This is a genomic window from Mycobacterium sp. IDR2000157661, assembly GCF_022317005.1.
Classification (GTDB): Bacteria; Actinomycetota; Actinomycetes; order Mycobacteriales; family Mycobacteriaceae; genus Mycobacterium.
On the sequence record NZ_CP081006.1, the window covers coordinates 4,915,884 to 4,934,135 of the forward strand.

At 67.1% G+C, this 18,252-nt stretch carries 15 protein-coding genes and 2 pseudogenes; 7 read left to right on the top strand and 10 right to left on the bottom strand.

Annotation, left to right across the window (positions count from 1 at the left end; translation table 11 throughout):
* Nucleotides 1–4 precede the first annotated feature (4 nt).
* A complete protein-coding gene (locus K3G64_RS25210; protein WP_238888293.1) occupies nt 5–1,243 on the bottom strand; it encodes a cytochrome P450 in 1,239 nt (412 codons plus the stop codon).
* A complete protein-coding gene (locus K3G64_RS25215; RefSeq protein WP_238888294.1) occupies nt 1,240–2,286 on the bottom strand; it encodes an LLM class F420-dependent oxidoreductase in 1,047 nt (348 codons plus the stop codon). Before K3G64_RS25215 ends, K3G64_RS25210 begins: the two co-directional genes overlap by 4 nt.
* A gap of 86 nt (nt 2,287–2,372) precedes the next feature.
* On the opposite strand from K3G64_RS25215, the gene K3G64_RS25220 reads away from it, so the two are divergent.
* Entirely contained in the window at nt 2,373–3,869 is a 1,497-nt protein-coding gene (locus K3G64_RS25220; RefSeq protein ID WP_238888295.1) for an acyl-CoA carboxylase subunit beta, read from the top strand.
* Here K3G64_RS25220 and K3G64_RS25225 read toward each other — a convergent pair.
* The 4 genes and pseudogenes from K3G64_RS25225 to K3G64_RS25240 form a co-directional block, all read right to left on the bottom strand.
* Complete coding sequence (locus tag K3G64_RS25225; RefSeq protein ID WP_238888296.1) at nt 3,866–4,912, bottom strand: TIGR03857 family LLM class F420-dependent oxidoreductase; 1,047 nt, start codon at nt 4,910–4,912, stop codon at nt 3,866–3,868. The two genes, K3G64_RS25220 and K3G64_RS25225, sit on opposite strands and share 4 nt — an antisense overlap.
* A pseudogene (locus K3G64_RS25230) lies at nt 4,909–5,046 on the bottom strand (nuclear transport factor 2 family protein); the annotation flags it as partial. The pseudogene K3G64_RS25230 and the gene K3G64_RS25225, both read right to left, overlap by 4 nt.
* A 38-nt stretch (nt 5,047–5,084) precedes the next feature.
* Complete coding sequence (locus K3G64_RS25235) at nt 5,085–6,197, bottom strand: alpha/beta hydrolase (RefSeq protein ID WP_238888297.1); 1,113 nt, start codon at nt 6,195–6,197, stop codon at nt 5,085–5,087.
* Complete coding sequence (locus K3G64_RS25240; RefSeq protein ID WP_238888298.1) at nt 6,194–7,810, bottom strand: flavin-containing monooxygenase; 1,617 nt, start codon at nt 7,808–7,810, stop codon at nt 6,194–6,196. Before K3G64_RS25240 ends, K3G64_RS25235 begins: the two co-directional genes overlap by 4 nt.
* Before the next feature lie 164 nt (nt 7,811–7,974).
* On the opposite strand from K3G64_RS25240, the pseudogene K3G64_RS25245 reads away from it, so the two are divergent.
* The 6 genes and pseudogenes from K3G64_RS25245 to K3G64_RS25270 all read left to right on the top strand — a co-directional run.
* Nucleotides 7,975–8,266, top strand: a pseudogene (locus K3G64_RS25245) (hypothetical protein); the annotation flags it as partial.
* Nucleotides 8,263–8,877 carry a PaaI family thioesterase gene (locus tag K3G64_RS25250; RefSeq protein ID WP_238888299.1) on the top strand — a complete coding sequence of 205 codons (615 nt, stop codon included), beginning with the start codon at nt 8,263–8,265 and terminating at the stop codon, nt 8,875–8,877. The pseudogene K3G64_RS25245 and the gene K3G64_RS25250, both read left to right, overlap by 4 nt.
* Nucleotides 8,878–8,885: 8 nt before the next feature.
* Complete coding sequence (locus K3G64_RS25255; RefSeq protein WP_238888300.1) at nt 8,886–10,538, top strand: acyl-CoA synthetase; 1,653 nt, start codon at nt 8,886–8,888, stop codon at nt 10,536–10,538.
* A 103-nt stretch (nt 10,539–10,641) separates the two neighbouring features.
* Nucleotides 10,642–11,853: a cytochrome P450 gene (locus K3G64_RS25260; RefSeq protein ID WP_238888301.1), complete on the top strand. Its 1,212-nt coding sequence runs from the start codon at nt 10,642–10,644 to the stop codon at nt 11,851–11,853.
* A gap of 33 nt (nt 11,854–11,886) precedes the next feature.
* Complete coding sequence (locus K3G64_RS25265; protein ID WP_238951010.1) at nt 11,887–13,101, top strand: CaiB/BaiF CoA transferase family protein; 1,215 nt, start codon at nt 11,887–11,889, stop codon at nt 13,099–13,101.
* Between the two features lie 115 nt (nt 13,102–13,216).
* Complete coding sequence (locus K3G64_RS25270) at nt 13,217–14,362, top strand: thiolase family protein (RefSeq protein WP_238888302.1); 1,146 nt, start codon at nt 13,217–13,219, stop codon at nt 14,360–14,362.
* 57 nt (nt 14,363–14,419) lie between these two features.
* On the opposite strand, the gene K3G64_RS25275 is transcribed toward K3G64_RS25270, so the two are convergent.
* From K3G64_RS25275 to K3G64_RS25290, 4 genes are all read right to left on the bottom strand, one after another.
* Entirely contained in the window at nt 14,420–14,908 is a 489-nt protein-coding gene (locus K3G64_RS25275; protein WP_238888303.1) for a nuclear transport factor 2 family protein, read from the bottom strand.
* Nucleotides 14,905–15,927, bottom strand: a complete 1,023-nt coding sequence (locus tag K3G64_RS25280) for an NAD-dependent epimerase/dehydratase family protein (protein ID WP_238888304.1) — start codon at nt 15,925–15,927, stop codon at nt 14,905–14,907. The genes K3G64_RS25275 and K3G64_RS25280 overlap by 4 nt, the downstream gene beginning before the upstream one ends.
* A gap of 82 nt (nt 15,928–16,009) precedes the next feature.
* Complete coding sequence (locus K3G64_RS25285) at nt 16,010–17,197, bottom strand: acyl-CoA dehydrogenase family protein (RefSeq protein ID WP_238888305.1); 1,188 nt, start codon at nt 17,195–17,197, stop codon at nt 16,010–16,012.
* Nucleotides 17,197–18,252, bottom strand: coding sequence for an acyl-CoA dehydrogenase family protein (locus tag K3G64_RS25290; RefSeq protein WP_238888306.1), 1,056 nt, complete (start codon nt 18,250–18,252; stop codon nt 17,197–17,199). Before K3G64_RS25290 ends, K3G64_RS25285 begins: the two co-directional genes overlap by 1 nt.

Consider the following 18,252-nt stretch of genomic DNA (forward strand, 5'->3'; position numbering starts at 1 on the left):
GCGTTCAGCCCCGCAACGAGTAGCGGATCGGCAGGTGTTTCAGCCCCCCGACGAAGATGGTCGCGATGTGCTCCGGGCGGCCCGTGAGCTCGATGTCGTCGAGCCGAGGCAGCAACGCGGAGAAGAAGCTGCTGACCTCCATCCGGGCCAGCGCGGCACCCAGGCAGAAGTGCACACCATACCCGAAGGCGTTGTGCCGGTTCGGGTCACGGGACACATCGAAGCGGAACGGGTCGTCGAAGATGTCCTCGTCGCGGTTCGACGACGCGTAGGACAGCAGCAGCGACTCCCCCGCCGCGATCGGCACCCCGCGCACCTCGGTGTCCTCGCGCGCGGTGCGCATGAACTCCTTGACCGGTGTCACCCAACGGATCATCTCCTCGGTCGCCAACGGCAGCAGGGCCAGATCGGCGCGCAGCCGCTCGCGCTGGAGGGGGTGTTCGATCAGGGCCTGCAGACCGCCCGAGATGACGGCGCTGGTGGTGTCGTGACCGGCGGTCGCGATGATCAGGTAGTAGGACACGGTGTCGATGTCGGACAGTGGTTCACCGTCGATGGTGGCGTTGGCGATGGCGGACGCCAGGTCCTCGGTCGGGTTGGCGCGTCGCGACGCGGTGAGCGCGTTGAAGTATTCGAACATCTCCAACAGGACCGCCATCGACTCCTCGATCGAGGCACTGCGCTGCAACTCGGTGTCGTCGTTACCGAACAGTTCCTGCGTGTACTTCAGCATCCGCGGGAAGTCCGACTCCGGAATGCCCAGCATCGACATGATGACGTAGAGCGGATAGTTGACGGCGACCTCTTGGACGAAGTCGCATTCGGGGCCTGCCGCGACCATGTGGTCGACGTAGCGCTGCGCCAACTCGTCGATCCGAACCTTCAGCGCCCGCATGGCTTTCGGCCGGAACCAGTCGGCGCCGATCGCGCGCGCCGCGCGATGCTGTGGGTCGTCCATGTGGATCAGGGTGCTCACTCCGATGGCGGCCTGCTGTTGGTCGCCTTCCCTGGTCGCCAGCACGGGCCGCGGCGAGTTGGTGAACACGGTGTTGGCGCGCTCGACGGCCATCACATCGGCGTGCTTGGTGATGGCCCAGAACGGGTTGTAGCCCTCGACGTCCACCCATGCGACCGGCGTATGGGCGCGCAGATGCGTCAGTGCCGCGTGCAGCTTCGGCTCGTCGGCATATGCCTGGGGATCGGCGAACACCTTGGCGGCCTCGTCCATGATTCGTGCGCTCACGGGATACTCCTAGAGGGGTGGTGCGGTTCGCGGAGGGCGGCCAGCACGTCGATGACGGTCTGCTCGTCGACCGAGGGCGGGAACCCGATCAGCACGCGGTCGATCACGCCGTCGCACCGCTGCCGAATAGCCTGTGCCAGAGTGGATATCGGCGCCACCACCGCGAACGTCTCGAGAATCTCGTCGTCAACGAGCGTGCCCATGGTGTCCCACTGCCCGGCGAGGCTGAGCCGGTGCAGCTCGGTGTGCAGGTCGCCCCAGCCGTGCAGCTCGAGCACCTTGCGGTAGGCGGGCGTCGACCCGTAGAACGCGATCTGCTTACGGGTGCCGGCGGCGGCCGCGGTATAGGCGGCTTCGTCATGGCCGGTGACGACGAAGAGCGGTGCGGACAACTGGAATTCGTCACGCCTGCGGCCGGAGCGATCCATACCGCGCCGCAGCGAGGGCATCGTGACCTCTTGGAGATACCGCTTTGTGGTGAACGCATGGGCGAGCATCCCGTCGGCGACCTCACCGCACATCTCGGTCATCGCGTCTCCGACGGCGGCGAGGAACATTTTAGGCAGTCCGTACGGCTGCGGCTCGGGGGTGAACATCGGCGTCATCAGCCTGTGCGTGTAGAAGTCACCCTCGAAGCGCAGCTTCGAGCCGTTCTGCCAGCACGACCAGATCTCGCGCACGGCGGTCACGAACTCGCGCATGCGCGGGACGGGCCGGCTCCACGGCATGCTGAAGCGCTTCTCGATGTGCGCCTGGACCTGAGAGCCGAGGCCGACGATCAGACGCCCCTGCGAGTAGTCCTGCAGATCCCAGCCGACGTTCGCGACGGTCATCGGGTTACGCGCGAAGGCCACGGCGATGCTGGTGCCGAGTTCCACCGTCGTGGTGTGCTCGGCGGCCAACGTCAGCGGAAGGAACGGATCGTGGTTGATCTCCGCCGTCCAGCAACCGTCGTATCCGTGCCGCTCCAGCCTCTTCGCGGTTTCGACGACATCGCCGAGTCGGCTCGAGACAGCCCCGTCGACCATGAGGCCGCTACGCATGGTCGTAGACGCTACAGTAAGCAATTCAGTATGGTCAACGTGACCATGCCGGTGCGACGATCGCCGTCAGACGACAGGAGTTCGGCATGACCAAGTCGCAGGACTGGGACGACACCCTCGACGAACTGTCGCGCCGTCGTCGACACGCTCATGCGATGGGCGGCGACGAGCGACTGGCCAGGCACCACGGCAAAGGCAAGCTCGACGCGCGCGGTCGCCTGGAGCACCTACTCGACAAGGGCAGCTTTCACGAGTTCGGCACGCTCGTCGGTGGGGACATCGCGGCCGACGGCATCGTCGCCGGGTCCGGCCGGGTCGACGGGAAGCCAGTCATGGTCGGCGCGGAGGATTTCACCACGCTCGCCGGCAGCATCGGCCCGGGCGGCAACGCCAAGCGGTACCGGCTTGCCGAACTGGCTCTGCGCGACCGGGTTCCGCTGGTGATGCTCCTCGAAGGCGCCGGCTTCCGGCCCAGCGGCGAGCATTACGGCCGCACCCCGACGGACTTGTTGGCGCAGGCGCGATGTTCCGGCAAGGTGCCGACCATCGCCGGCCTGCTGGGGCCGTCGGCCGGACACGGCGCGCTGGTGGCCCCGGTGTGCGATTGGACGATCATGAGCAGGCAGGGCGCGATCTTCACCGCGGGCCCGCCGGTCGTCAAAGAGTCGACGGGCGAGGAGATCTCGAAGGAGGACCTCGGTGGCCCCGGCGTGGCGCTCGCCAGCGGGGTGATCCACAACCTGGCTTCCGACGACGAGGCCCTGCTTGACGACATCCGTCGCTACCTGTCCTACTTCCCCGCGAGCGCGTGGTCCTACCCGGCATCGCGGCAGCCCGACGAGACCGCCGAACCAAGGCCCACCTCCGAACTACTCGACATCGTGCCCCGCGGTAATCGCCAGGTCTACGACATGCGGCGGGTGCTCGACGTCGTCTTCGACACCGCCGACTGGTTCGAGGTGCAGCCGAGGTTCGGTCCGGCGATGATCTGCGCGCTGGCGCACCTGGGCGGCCACCCCGTCGCCGTCGTCGCCAACCAGCCCAACGTGCTGGCCGGCTCGATCGACGCCGACGCCGCCGACAAGGCCGCGCATTTCATCACCGTCGCCGACTCGTTTCATCTGCCGATCGTGTTCCTCGCCGACAACCCCGGGATGCTGCCCGGCAGCCGCTCCGAGCGAACCGGCGTACTACGCAGCGGCGCAAGGATGTTCGCGGCCCAGACCGCCGCGACCACCATCAAGCTGCACGTGACGCTGCGCAAGGCCTACGGCTTCGGCTCGATGGTGATGTCGCTGCTCGGGTTCGACAGCCAGAGTGCGACCTTCGCCTATCCCGGCGCAACGATGGGCGCGATGAGCGCCGCCGCGTTGAGCAAGGCGTCGCACGCCGCCGAGGACGTCGAGGCGCGGCTGCGCAAGGCCGAGGTCGAGGCGTCGTTCCGGTCGGCGAGCCACCTCGGTTTCGACGACCTCATCCATCCCGAAGAGACCCGCAACGCGTTGCTGTCGGCGTTGCAGCGGGCCCTCTACAGCAGGCAGGCGGCCGCGGAGCCGGTGTCCCGCACGGTGATCACACCCTAGTTCTCTGAGGCGCGGTACTCGGCGACGATCGGCTCCAGCTCGTCCGGTGTCGCGCCGTGCATGATGATTGCGTCGGCGCCGTAGTCGAATTCCTTGCGGATCCGCGCGACGCACTGCTGGGCCGACCCGGTTGCCGACGGTTCCAGCCACTCATCGGGAATGAGGGTGGCGATGTGCTCGATCTGCTCAGCCGTCGCCTTGTGGTCGATGCCGCCGGGAATCGACTGCACGACGGAGTCGTCGCGAAAATTCTGCAGCACAGCAGGATCCCACCCGTTGGTGGACACCAGCAGATCACCGTAGCCCTGAAGGTAGGTGGCCAGCCGGGCGACGGTCTTCTTCAGCCGCAGTTGCTCGGGCAGATGGTCGCCGACGGTCGCGAAGCACGACCACACCCGCACGGCCGCTGGATCGCGACCGGCCCGCTCCGCGGCCTCCTTGACGGTCTTGACCGCTCGCTGCAGGGTCTCCGGCGTGAAGTACGTGTGCAGGATGACGTCGTCGAATGCCCGGCCGCCCAGCGCGAGGGTCTGCGGCCCGAACGCGACGATCGCCAGGCGGATGTCCTCGCGGAAGTCGGGGTCGAGGAACAGCACCTGGTACTTGCCGAGCGGGCCGTCGTGGTTGAAGATCAGCTCGCCCTGCCACAGGCGGCGCATCACCCGCGCGAAGTCCTCCATCTGCGCCGTGGTCACCGGCGGGATGCCGAAGGCGCCGTAGATGGCGCCGATGCCGCGGCCGATGCCGAGCGTGAATCGGCCGCCGGACAGACGGTGCATCGTGGTGGCCCACGATCCGGTGATGAGGGGATGACGGGTGTTGTGATTTGTTGCCGCCGTGGCGATCTGCATACGGGATGTCACTGCGCATGCCGCCCCGACCAGCGACGACGCCTCCTTGACGTTCCATCGCTCGGAGATGAACCCGGTACCGAACCCGAGTTCCTCGCCGCGGCGCGCCTCGTCCATCAGCGTTGCCGGCCCCTCTCCACCTGCACCGGCCAGCAGGTAGTAGCCCAACTCGTCGAGCACTCGTTCGGTCACGCCCACACTCCGTGTCTATCGCCACAGTTCCACACCTCGACGGTCCGCCCGTCGACCACACGAAAGATCGCCACGTGCTCGTCGTCGTCGCGGGCCACCACCAGGTTCAGGTCGAACCGGGTGGTCTCGAATATCGAACATAGTTGTCGGGCACTGACCGTACGGGAACGCCTCATCGAGCAGTACGGCCTGCGCTGAGACCGTGCAGCAAGCGCTCAGACGCCGCCTGTACGCCACCTGCGAACAGGTGCCCCACATGGCTGCCCCGGTGCCAGTACAACTCCCCGCCCCACCGCTCGTGCAGCGCCTGCGCGGGTTCGCGCATCGCCATCCGGTCGTGCCACGCCCCGACGATCAGCCTGCGGTCCGCCGGCGCTGTCGGTTCGACGGCCTGGTAGTCGACCGTCGACATCACCCGTTCGACGGGCGGGGAAGACAGCAACTCCATCGTGTCGCGGACCGACGGTCCCCACCGCCCGAGGTGTGCCGCGATCATCGCGTTCAGGCCGAAGATCGGCGTGAACACCGCGGCGGCGTCGACGTCCTCGAGGTGCGAAACCATTCCGGCCACCGGGCTTCCCATCGACACCCCCGACACCGCGATCGCCGTAGCCTGTGGGCGTAGCCATCGCACCACCGATCGCACCTCGGACACGACTCGGATCAGGCCCGCCACATTGTTCAACGGGTCCATGCTCGGATACACCGGCCATGCGCCGGCCCGCACACCGCTGCCCGGTTGCACCGGCAGTGCGATGTTGAACCCGATTTCCTCCTGCAGCCGACGGGCCCGCGAGAACAGCAGGTCGATCGGCTGCCCCTGACCCGCACCGTGCACCCACACCAGCCACGGCCGCCGCTCGTCGCCCGACCGACAGAGGTGGACCACCGCGGTGGCCGGGCCACCGAAGGCCGCAAGTGACTCCGGCAGATGCGGATCGTGCTCGAAGGTCAGCTGTTCGTAACGCTGTCTGCCGAAGCGACGGCGCCGAATCGATGAGACGCGCAGCGGATCCGGTTCGCGATGCACACCTGCGATACCGAGCGCCGACAACTCGTCGGCCGCCGTCTGGCACGACTCCACGGACCGTTCCAGCTGCGGCGCCGGGGACGTCAGCGTGAACCCGGTCAGGGCGAGTTCGTCAAGCACGACCTCACCGAACTGCCGGAAATTGCTGCGCGAGAACCAGTTCCAGTCATCGGCCCCTGCGACGGCCGTGTGGGCCCGCGGGATCACGCCGGCGAAGTCTCGGCCGATGCGCCACACCCGCTCCGCCGCCCTCATTTGAGGGTGAACCCGGTGTAGCCCGCCTCGGCGATCTCGTCGCAGCGTCTCCGATATTCGGGAATGCCCGCCGTGTAGCCCATGTACATCCGTTTCTTGCCCGGCACGTTGCCGCCGTTGTACCAGGAGTTGCACGAGGGGTGCATCAGCACCGTCGGCTCCACCAGGGAGGTGGTGTGCTCGATCCATTCGCGCTGCGCTTCGGGCAGCGCCTCAATGGTCTGCAGGTCGTTGGCGCGCATGTATGCGATGCAGTCGCCGATCCATTCGACGTGTTGCTCGAGAGCGGCGACGAAGTTCGTTGCCGCCGAGGGACTGCCGGGGGCCTGCACGATGAACAGGTTCGGAAAGCCGGCGACCGCGAGCCCGAGGTAGGTGTACGGGCCTTCGGCGGCCCAGAAGTCGGCCAGCGACGCGCCGTCGCGGCCCCGGATGTCGACGCGGGTCAGTGCGCCGGTCATCGCGTCGAATCCGGTGGCGTAGATGATCACGTCGAGGTCGTGGTGGACCGCTTCGGTGCTTACGCCGGTCGGCGTGATCTCGGTGATCGGCGTCCGGCGAAGGTCGACCAGCGTCACGTTGTCCCGATTGAACGTCTCGTAGTAGCCCTGGTCGATGATCGGGCGCTTGCAGCCGAACGGATGCGTCGGCGTGAGCGCTGCGGCGGTCTGCGGATCCTCGACGATGCGTGCCACCGCCTCGCCATAGAGTTGGGCGGCCATCCGGTTGGCCTCGATGTCGAAGAAAACGTCACCCCAACTGAGGGCGCCCATGACGCCGCCCTCCTCGATCGCGCGCAGCTGGTCTCCGCGCGACGCCGACTTCAGCGGGGGCTGGGCCATCATGTCGAACAGGACCGAGAACGCGCTGAGCCGCGCCGCCCCGACGGCATGCTCGCGTTGTGCCCTGCGTATGTCGGCGTAGTTGGCCTTCAGTTCGTCCAGTTCACCGTCGTCGAACGCACGGACCTGCCACGGCAGCGTGTAGGCAGGTGACCGCTGGAACACCGTGAGATGGCCGGCCTGGTTTGCCACCACCGGGATCAGTTGCACACCGGTCGATCCCGTGCCGATCACGCCGACCCGGTCACCGGTCAGATCGACGGGCTCCTTCGGCCAGCGGCTGGCGAACAGCGAGCGCCCGGTGAACGCGTCCATCCCGGCGATGTCGGGCTCCAAGGGCACCGACAGGATTCCCGAAGCGGCGACGACGAACGGGGCGGCCAACGCCTCCCCCGCTTCGGTGCGCACGAGCCACTCGGCCGCCACCTCGTCGAAGGTCATCGCGACGACGTGGGTGTGAAAGCGGATGTCCCGGCGCAGGTCCAGCCGGTCGGTGACGAAGTTCAGGTAGGCCTCGATCTCGGGCTGCGCGGGCATCGTCTCCGTCCACACCCACTCCTGCTGGATCTCCTCGGAGAAGCTGTAGGAGTACTCGATACTCTCGATGTCGCAGCGCGCACCGGGGTATCGGTTGAACAGCCATGTGCCACCGACGTTCTCCGCCTTCTCCAGAATCACCGTGCGCAGTCCCTGCTCGCGCAATCGGTGCAGCGCGTACAAGCCGGAGAAGCCGGCGCCGATGACCACGGCTTGGTAGCGGTCAGGTGTCACGGGGCCTCCGACTCGGCAGTCTACTGTTGCCGTTACAGTAACGGCGGTTATACCGTGTTGGCGGCGGATCGGTCCAGAATCGCGCCACCCCGGCGAACGGTCGCGGTCGGCTTCGCCGGAATCCAGGGAGGCATCCGCATGAAGGTCCCGTTCACGTGGAAGGTCACCGGCTGATCTTCGCCTGCACGCCCGTCAAGGACGGCTACTGGCGACATGTTCTACTCGATCTGGTGGCCGCGGCCGCCCGGCGACACCTCCGACGTGCCGCCGCAGCAGGTGCGGGAGAAGGTCGATCGACACTTTCTCGGCACGGTGTGGGAGGACCTCAACATCTTGCGCTACCAGGAGTACATCGAGAACCCCGCGCTGTCCCGCGTCGACGCGAGGCGCGCCATCGGCGCGACGCCTGGCATCACCACTACCGACGACCTGATCCGAGTCTGGAAGAGACAGTGACCGATACCGAGAACCACATCCGCGAGTTCGCCCGGGTGAAACCGACAACGGCCGGACCCGAGATGGGCCGGTTCATGGCCGCCATGCGACGGCTGCAGGATATCGCGGTCTCCAGCGATCCCGATGCGTCGCTGTGGGACGACAGCGCCGAACTGCTCGAGGACATCTGTGCCCGGTTGGAGAACCACGAAGCCCCCGCAGGCATCGCACCGGCCGGGCGCGTCCTGAACCTGCCGGGCCACGGCCATCCGATGATGCCGCCGTGGCAGGTGGCCGAATCGGGCCCCCACGGGGTGGTCATGCGTGGGCAGTTCAGCCGCTTCCACGTCGGCGGCAACCACGCGGTGCACGGCGGGGTGATCCCGCTGTTCTACGACTGGCACTTCGGCATGGTGGTCTCGGCGGCAGGCCGGCCCGACAGCCGCACCGCCTACCTGCACGTCGACTATCGGCGGGTGACGTTGACCGACGTACCCCTTGCTGCCAGGGCGTGGATCGACTCGGTCGACGGCCGCAAGTTGTTCGTCAGGGCCGAGATGACCGATGCCGACGACAACGTACTATCCGAGGCCAACGGTCTGATGATCAAACTGCTCCCCCACCAGCCCTGAGAGGCCTGATGTCCGTCACAACACAGTTCACCGTCCCCGCCGCCGCCGACACCGTCGCCGCCGTCATCGGTGACCGCGACTTCATCATCCAGGGCGAGCGCCGGTTGACCTACGCGCAGATCGTCGCGCGCGCCAATCGCCTCGCGGCCTTCCTGCACAGCCGCGGGCTGGGCTGCTTCATGGAACGTCCGGACCTGCCGGGCCACGAGGTCGGCCAGGACCTGCTCGGCATCTACGCCTACAACGGCCCCGAGTACGTCGAGGCGATGCTCGGGTCGTGGCGCGCCAGGGTCGCGCCGTTCAACGTCAACTACCGCTATGTCAAGGCCGAATTGCAGTACCTGCTCGCGGACTCCGGTGCGGCGGCGCTGGTCTACCATGCGGCGTTCGCACCGCGGGTGGCCGAGGTGCTGCCCGACCTCCCCAACCTCAAGGTGCTGATCCAGATCGCCGACGACTCGGGCAACGAACTGCTCGACGGCGCAACCGATTACGAGTCGATAGTCGTGTCCGGCACCGCGGTACTGCCCCCGAACGAGCCCTCGCCCGACGACCTCTACGTGCTCTACACCGGCGGTACGACCGGCATGCCCAAGGGAGTGTTGTGGCGTCAGCACGACATCTTCATGACGTCGTTCGGGGGCCGCAGCCTCTACACCGGTGAGCTCGCGACGTCCTACGACGACATCGCCAAGCGGGTCGCGGAGGCGCCGGAGACGAAGCTGATGATCCTGCCGCCGTTGATGCACGGCGCCGCGCAATGGGCGGTGATGACCGCGATGACGACCGGCCAGACGGTCGTGTTCTCCACTGTCACCAGCCGGTTCGATGCCGACGAGGTGGTGGCCGCCGTCGAGCGTGAGAAGGTGATGGCGGTGACCGTCGTCGGCGATGCGATGGCCCGCCCGCTGGCCGACGCCATCGAACGCACCGGCGCCGACCTGTCATCACTGGCGGTGGTCGCCAACGGCGGCGCCTTGCTGACGCCGACCGCCAAGCAGCGCCTGATCGACGTCAAACCGGGTCTCATCGTGGTCGACGGTGTCGGATCGTCGGAGACCGGCGCGCAGATGACCCACATGTCGGCGTCGGGCGCGGTGGCGACCGGCAGGTTCAACGCCGGGCCGGACACCTTCGTCGCGGCCGAGGACCTGAGCGCGCTGCTCGAACCCGGTCACGAGGGCATGGGCTGGCTGGCGCAACGCGGTTACGTTCCGCTGGGTTACAAGGGCGACGCCGCCAAGACCGCGGCGACCTTCCCGGTGATCGACGGCGTCCGCTACTCGGTGCCCGGCGACCGCGCCCGCCATCTCGCCGACGGGTCGGTTGAACTGCTCGGCCGCGATTCGGTGACCGTCAACTCGGGCGGGGAGAAGATCTTCGTCGAGGAGGTCGAGATGGCGGTCGCGTCGCATCCGGCCGTCGCCGACGTGGTGGTGTCGGGCCGGCCCAGCGAGCGTTGGGGTCAGGAAGTGGTCGCGATCGTCGCGCTCGCCGAAGGCGCGACCGCCGACGCGCAGGAGTTGATCGATCACGCGGCCGATTCGATTGCGCGCTACAAACTTCCCAAGGCGGTCGTGTTCCGGCCGGCGATCGAGCGCAGCCCGGCGGGCAAGGCCGACTACCGGTGGGCCCGCCAGCAGGCCATCAGCGGCGCCTGACTCGTCGGCACGAGACGGCCGGCGCCCTGCCATTAGGCTGACATCGTTTACTGTAAGGTTTACAGTAAACAAACGCATAACAGCGAGATGCCGGAGACCGCCCGTGGAAAGTCCCGTGCAGGACGTCACCGCCGAGGAGGCGGTCGGCCTCCTTCGTGACCCCTACCCCGTGTTCGCGCAACGTCGCCGCAGCAGCGCAGGCGTCTTCCGCGGCAGCGTCATGGACTGGACCAAGACACCGGACTCCATGCGACCCGACAATCTCTACGCCGCCGTGTCTTTCGACGCCGTGAATCGGGTGTTCCGCGACGGCAAGGCCTTCAACTCGCGCATCTACGACAGCACGATCGGGCTGTTCATCGGTCCCACCATCCTGGCCATGGAGGGCAAGAAGCACTGGCAACACCGCAATCTGGTGTCGGCGGCCTTCAAGACGAGGTCGCTCGCACGGTGGGAGCCGGAGGTGGTCCGACCGGTGGTCACCGGACTCATCGACGAGATCATCGACCGCGGGAAAGCCGACCTGGTCGGCGACTTCACGCTCGAGTTCCCCACCCGGGTGATCTCGAAACTGCTGGGATTGCCGGACGAGGACCTGTCGTGGTTCCGTCAGCGCGCGGTCGAGTTGATCAGCTACCACGTCAAGTACGAGCGGGCGTTCGAGGCGTCCGCGGCGCTGAAAGACTATTTCCTGCAACAGATCGAGAAGAGGCGGTCCGCGCCGACCGAGGACATCATCGGAGATCTGGTCAGCGCGGACATCGACGGCGAGAAACTCGGCGACGAGGCGATCTACTCGTTCCTGCGACTGCTGCTGCCCGCCGGACTGGAGACCACGTACCGCTCGTCGGGGAACCTGCTGTACCTCCTGCTGACGCATCCCGAGCAGTTCCGCGCCGTGCAATCCGACCGCGACCTCATCGCCGCCGCGATCGAGGAAGGCCTGCGCTACGAGACGCCGCTGACCACCGTGCAGCGCTATGCGGCCGAGGACACCGAACTCGAAGGCGTCGGCCTGCCCGCCGGGTCGGTCATCGACGTCTGCATCGGCTCTGCCAACCGTGACGAGAACCGCTGGGAGCGCTCCGAGGAGTTCGACATCTTCCGGAAACGCGTGCCGCACATCTCGTTCGCCGCCGGCGAGCACACCTGCATGGGGCTTCACCTGGCCCGGGTGGAGACACGCGTCGCACTCGAGTGTCTGCTCGACCGACTGACCGACATCACGCTCGTCACCGACGACGACCCTCACATCTGGGGCCAACCCTTCCGCTCACCCACCGCACTCCCCGTGACGTTCCGCGCGACGGGCTGACGGCTTTCGGAAAGGATCGCTTTGATCAAGGTCATGGAGGGCGTCCGCGTCCTCGAGGTCGCCCAGTTCACCTTCGTGCCTGCGGCAGGCGCCATCCTCGCCGACTGGGGCGCTGACGTCATCAAGGTCGAGCACCCGGTACGGGGGGACACCCAGCGTGGCTTCATCAACATGGGCGGCTTCCAACTCGACCCCGACCGCCATCCGCTGATCGAGCACCCCAACCGCGGGAAGCGCAGCGTCGGCATCGACGTGTCCACACCCGAAGGGCAGGAAGTCCTCTACGAGATCGCCGGCACCGCCGATGTGTTCTTGACCAATTACATGCCGGCGCAACGGCAGAAGAACAGATTCGATATCGAACACATCCGCGCCGTCAACCCGAACATAATCTATGCACGCGGCAGCGCGTACGGCGACAAGGGACCGGAACGCGATGTGGGCGGCTTCGACGGCACCGCCTTCTGGACCCGCAGCGGGGTCGGCCACTCCCTGACACCGGAGGGGATCGGCGGCGCGTTGTCGCAGGGCATTCCGGCGTTCGGCGACTCGATCGGCGGAATGAACATCGCGGGCGGCATCTCGGCGGCGCTGTTCCACCGCGAGCGCACCGGCGAGGCCGTCGAACTCGACGTGTCGCTGCTGAGCACCGCGTGGTGGGCGGCGGGCGCCAGCGTCACGCAGGGCATGGAGACCGGCGAGACCATGCGTTCGCTGATGCCCGGCTCGGCGGGACCCACCGTCAACCCGTTCCTCGGTAACTACCTGACGTCCGACGGCGGCACCATCAACCTCTGCATCGTGAGCCCGACGGGCTACATCCGTGATGCGTTCGAGCATCTGGGCCTGCCCGAGCTCGCCGACGACTCGCGGTTCTGCGACGTGATGCCCTTGATCGAGAACGCCGCCGCGGCAGTAGAACTGATCGCCGAGTCGATCCGCAGCAAGCCGTTCGACTACTGGCGACAGCACCTCAAGACGATGAAGGGTCAGTGGGCGCCGTTTCAGAGCCTGGTCGACCTGGGCTCCGACGAACAGGCGATCGCCAACGACATGATCGTCGAGGTCGAGGCGGCCACCGGTGACCAACCGTTCAAGGTCGTGCGCGGACCCGTGCAGTTCAACCACGAGCCGCTGGAGACGACGCGCGCGCCGCAGGCGTCGGAGCACACGGAGTTGGTGCTGATGGACATCGGCATGGACTGGGACCGCATCGAGACACTCAAGGAGAAGGGCGCCATCGCCTGACCGACCACACCAGGCCGGCGAAATGTCGGCTTCTCCTCGATCATCGGGGACACGCTGACTACAATACTGTAAGTATTACAGTTGCCACCGTCACCGGCTCAGAAGGAATGCGCAGATGAATGACGTCGCGATCATCGGTGTCGGCCTGCACCCGTTCGGCCGCTTCGAGGGCAAGTCCGCCATGGAGATGGGTGTCGACGCGATCTTCGCCGCGGTCGCCGACGCGGGTGTCGAGTGGCGCGACATTCAGTTCGCCACCGGCGGAAGCTGGACCGTCGCCAACCCCGATGCGATCGTCGGCATGGTCGGGCTGTCCGGCATCCCGTTCACCAACGTCTTCAACGCCTGCGCGACGGCAGCCAGTGCCACCAAGGCCTGCGCCGACGGTATCCGCTTGGGCGACTACGACATCGGAATCGCGATCGGCCTCGACAAGCATCCGCGCGGAGCGTTCACCGAGGACCCCGCACTGGTCGGGATGCCACGGTGGTACGCCGAGAACGGACAGTACCTCACCACACAGTTCTTCGGCATGAAGGCCAACCGCTACCTGCACGATCACGACATCTCGCAGCAGACGCTGGCCAAGGTCGCGGCCAAGAACTTCCGTAACGGCGCGCTGAACCCCAACGCGTTCCGTCGCAAGCCGATTCCCGAGGATCAGATCCTCAACTCCGCCATGCTGAACTATCCGCTCACGCAGTACATGTTCTGCGCTCCCGACGAGGGGGCGGCCGCCGTCGTAATGTGCCGCGCCGACATCGCCGAGCGGTACACATCCACACCCGTGTACCTGAACGCGGTGGAGGTCCGCACCCGCACGTACGGCGCCTACGAGGTCAATACGACCTTCGCGCCGGTCGACGAGGACGTCGCACCCACCGTCTACGCCGCCAAGGCCGCGTTCGAAAAGGCAGGCGTCGCACCCGAAGACGTCGATGTCGTCCAGCTGCAGGACACCGACGCCGGCGCGGAGATCATTCACATGGCCGAGTGCGGCTTCTGCGCCGACGGCGAGCAGGAGAAGCTGCTTGCCGACGGCGCCACCGAGATCACCGGTGCACTGCCGGTGAACACCGACGGCGGGCTTATCGCAAACGGCGAGCCGATCGGCGCATCCGGCCTGCGGCAGCTACACGAGCTGGTCTGCCAGTTGCGCGGTGACGCCGGTGACCGGCAGGTGCCCGGCGAGCCCAAAGTCGGCTTCGCGCAGCTGTACGGCGCCCCAGGCACCGCCGCCGCCACGATCCTGACGAGATGAGACCGACGAGCAAAGAAGCGGTCGGGTGAGGAGTTCATCCGCTCCGGAGCCGGGTGGCTACGTCATCACCCGCCGCGCGAGTCGCCGGATCGCTCGCCGCATCGGGTCGGAGATGTACACGGCCACAACGCCGTTGCCGACGTCTTCGCGCAGCCGCGTCAGCTTCGAGCTCTTGATCCGCCACTGGCCGTCGGTCTTCTCGTAGGTCTCGGTGTAGTGCCCGTAACCGCGCAGGTTCACCCCCGGCCCGAATCGCACGACGTCCTCCAGCGCCCACACCCCGCATGCGGTACTCGCCGAGGTGACCTCGATCTCGGGTGCGTGCACCTGGTGCACGGTGGCCTGGTTGCGCAGGCTCTTTCGGGTGAACGCAACGAACTCGTCGGCGCCGTCGATGACTTTGCCGCCCGACTCGGAGGTGTCGCTGTGGAAGTCGTCGGTGAAGATGTCGCGCCACGCTGTCCAGTCCTTGGTGTCCAGAAGCCGGCAGTAGCGTGCCTTGAGCTGCTTGATCGACTCGATCTCGACGAGATCGGATTCGGTCACAGCGCCATCTCTTCGGCGTGCTCGACATAGAACTGCGCGGCCCGCTTGATCGCCTCGGCGGTCGGCCGGGGCCGCCAGCCCAGTTCGTTGGTCGCCTTGCTGTGGTCGGCCGGCGCCATGATGTGGAGCAGGCGCACGCCGGTCGTGGTGATCGGAATGTCGCGGCCGGTGAGCCGTCCCACCGCATTGGCGACCCCCACCGACGCATACACCAGTGCCAGGGGCACGCCGAAGCGCGGCGGCTTCGCCCCGACCGCGTTCGCAGCCGTCTGCAACATCTCCCGCATCGACATGTAGGTCTCGGAGATGATGTAGCGCTCGCCGATGCGGCCGTGGTCACCGGCCAGCAGGAACGCCTCGGCGACATCCTCGATGCCGACGACCTCGGTGTCCACGCCGTTGATGTACGCCGGTACCTTGCCGAACGCGGCGTATTGCAACATCAGCCCCTGGTGCGGCTGCCAGTCGCCCGGCCCGTAGGGATTTGATACGCACATCACCACCGCGGGCAGGCCGCGCTCGCGGGTGTAGCGCAGCACCAGTTCCTCGGCTTGGCGGCGTGACTCGATGTACGCGCCACCCTTGTCGCCCCAATCGAACGGCATGTCCTCGGTGACCCGGGTCCGCCCGTCGCCGAGCGCGATCGTGCCGATCGTGCTGCAGAACACGAACCGGTGCAGGTCGGCGTCGGCTGCGATGTCGAGCACCCGCTGCAGACAGTTGACGTTCGTCTCGAACAGCGGCGCCGGATCGCGCAGGTGGAACCGGGTGTCGACGATGCAGTAGTGGACGACGTCGCGATCGGCCATCGCGGCGCGCAGCGCGTCCTCGTCGTACAGGTCGCCGTGGCACTGCTCGACGTCGAGGTCGTCGATGGCCACGGTCGAACTGGTCTTGCGCAGGTACACGCGCACGTCGTGGCCACGCTCGACGAGCTTGCGCGTCACATGTGACCCCACGAAACCGCTCGGACCCATCACCAGGGCTTTGCGGCGGCCGTTGGGAGGTGTGTCGTTCATGCTTCCTTCATCTCACGAGCTCGCGCAAAGTGCTGGTCTGAGCTCGGCGTGTCGGGTGCGAACTCGCGCGCTCGCCGGTTTCTCAAGCTTTGGCGGCGTAGGCGGGCTTGCCGAGGCCGAGCACATATTGCGCGATCATGTTGCGGAACACCTCGAGCGTGCCGCCGTAGATACCGACCAGTGGCGCGAACCGGAACACGTACTCGGCGGCGCCGTCGTCGGCCGCGCCGTCGGTGCCGAACGGAAGCGACGCGGCGGTGCCGAGGATGTCCATCAAGTCGGGCGAGATGTCGCGCATCGTCTGGGCCAGCGCCACCCGGCCGAAGATGTTGGGTGTGGAGAACGACGCCTCCATGCGGGCCACGCTGCGGCCCAACCGGTAGGCGACCGAGCCGTCCTCGATCAATCGTCGCCCGTTCGGATCTGCCTCGGTCACCTTCGCGGCGGCCTTGTCGGCGGCGGTGGCCATGAAGTTCGCTTGGTGCATCATGATCGCGACGTCGGCCAGCCCGTCGTCGGCCGCCTCGACCGCGCCGTGCTCGGCGTTGAGCGGTTCACGCACCACGGTCCAGCCGTCGTTGACCTCGCCGAGCCGGTACTTGTCGTCGACGCGCACATCGGTGTAGTAGACGATGTTGGTGCGGTCGCCGTCGACGGTGCGGATGCCCTGGATCTCTATGCCCGGCGAGTCGAGCGGAACGAGGAACATCGTCAGGCTCTTGTGTTTCGGCGCGGAGGGATCGGTGTTGGTGATGAGGAAGACGTACTGGCAGTTGTGCGCGCCGGTGGTGAACATCTTGGAGCCGTTGATGATCCAGCTCGATCCATCCGCCTCCCGGACGGCGCGGGTCTTGCAGGTGGCGACGTCGGAACCGCCCTCGGGCTCGGTGTAGCCCAGACACATTCGCACATGTCCGCTGTAGACGCCCGGCATCACCTCGGCTCTGAGTTCCTCGGAGCCGAACTTCTGCACCGACCGCGCGATCATCGCGGTGGTGCCGAACGTCACCCACGGCACGTGCGCGCGACGCTTCTCCAGTTCCCAGATGCGGCGCCTGACGCGGTTGAATCCACCCTCGGATTCGGGTCTCCACTCGCGGGCCAGGTAGCCGGCCGCGCCGAGCGCCAGATGCACGCCCTCGTCGAAGTTGTCGCCGGTCTCGCGGTCGCGGCGCAGCACATCCTCGGTGACGATCGACCGCAGGAAGGCGCGGGAATCTTCGAGGAACGCCTGATCGTCGGCCGACAGTTCGACTCTGGAGAAGTCCACTATGCAGCTCCCCCGCCCTCGCGTGCGGCGACGATCTCGGCGATGTACTTCGCGCTGGCTGCCGGGTCGCCACCGGCCAGCGCCCATCCGCGGGCCCGCACCAGGTAGGCGCTGGCCGCCGCTTCGGCCGACACTCCCAGGCCGCCCTGGATCTGCACCGCCATCGTCGCCGCCTTCGCGGCCTCCTCGGCCATGAACACGAACGCCGACGGCGCCAGTTCGGGACGCTCATCGGGTTCGTTGTCGAGGAACCACGCCGCCCGCCGCGCCAGGTTCCGTCCGCCCTGCACGGTGATCGCGATGTTGGCCAACGGATGCGAGATGGCCTGCAACGTCGAGATCGGCACGCCGAGCGTGTAGCGCGTCTTGGCGAACTCGGCGGCGATGGTCATGGTCTGCTCGACGAGACCCGCCAGCGCGGCGCCCGTCAACACCCGCCATTCGTCCAGCGCGCGCTGATAGTGCGCCAGCGCCTCCGTACCGGTCGCCACCACCGTCCGGCCGTCGGCGGCCGTCGGGTCGATCCATGCCATCGGCAGCCTGCCGATGTTGTCGACCCTGGCAGGCCGGGTGGCGAAGGTCAGCTTCACGATGTCCTGGAGATCGGGGCCGTCGCGCACGACGATGTGGTCGGCCACCGAGCCGCTCGGCACCAACCGAACGCCTGGTGCACTGCCGTGCCGAGGGTCCAATCCCACGATCTGCTTGCCGCTCACGACGTCGGGATCGGAGACGCCGAGCCTGCCCAGCAGCCGCGCGGCACAGACATGGTCGATCCAGGGCACGGGCGCCAGGGAGCGGCCGATCTCCTCGGCCACCAGCGTCAGGTCGACGAGGGTCGCACCGTCACCGCCGACGTCCTCGGGCAACGCCATCGACGATGCGCCCATCCCACAAAGGCGTTCCCACAAACTCTTGTCGAACCCGGACTGCTCTGCGGCGCGGACGGTTTCGATGGAACAGAGGGTGGCGAAGAAGTCCTTGTACGCCGCCTGCAGCGCCTGATGGTCCTCCGACAGGCTGTAGTCCAGCCTGCGCAGTTCGTACCGATCCAT

What these genes read in the sequence shown, in the direction of transcription:
- K3G64_RS25280 (WP_238888304.1), bottom strand. Translation starts at nt 15,927, where the DNA reads ATGAACGACACACCTCCCAACGGCCGCCGCAAAGCCCTGGTGATGGGT.
- K3G64_RS25265 (WP_238951010.1), top strand. Translation starts at nt 11,887, where the DNA reads ATGGAGGGCGTCCGCGTCCTCGAGGTCGCCCAGTTCACCTTCGTGCCT.
- K3G64_RS25220 (WP_238888295.1), top strand. Translation starts at nt 2,373, where the DNA reads ATGACCAAGTCGCAGGACTGGGACGACACCCTCGACGAACTGTCGCGC.
- K3G64_RS25215 (WP_238888294.1), bottom strand. Translation starts at nt 2,286, where the DNA reads ATGCGTAGCGGCCTCATGGTCGACGGGGCTGTCTCGAGCCGACTCGGC.
- K3G64_RS25270 (WP_238888302.1), top strand. Translation starts at nt 13,217, where the DNA reads ATGAATGACGTCGCGATCATCGGTGTCGGCCTGCACCCGTTCGGCCGC.
- K3G64_RS25290 (WP_238888306.1), bottom strand. Translation starts at nt 18,252, where the DNA reads ATGGATCGGTACGAACTGCGCAGGCTGGACTACAGCCTGTCGGAGGAC.
- K3G64_RS25235 (WP_238888297.1), bottom strand. Translation starts at nt 6,197, where the DNA reads ATGAGGGCGGCGGAGCGGGTGTGGCGCATCGGCCGAGACTTCGCCGGC.
- K3G64_RS25255 (WP_238888300.1), top strand. Translation starts at nt 8,886, where the DNA reads ATGTCCGTCACAACACAGTTCACCGTCCCCGCCGCCGCCGACACCGTC.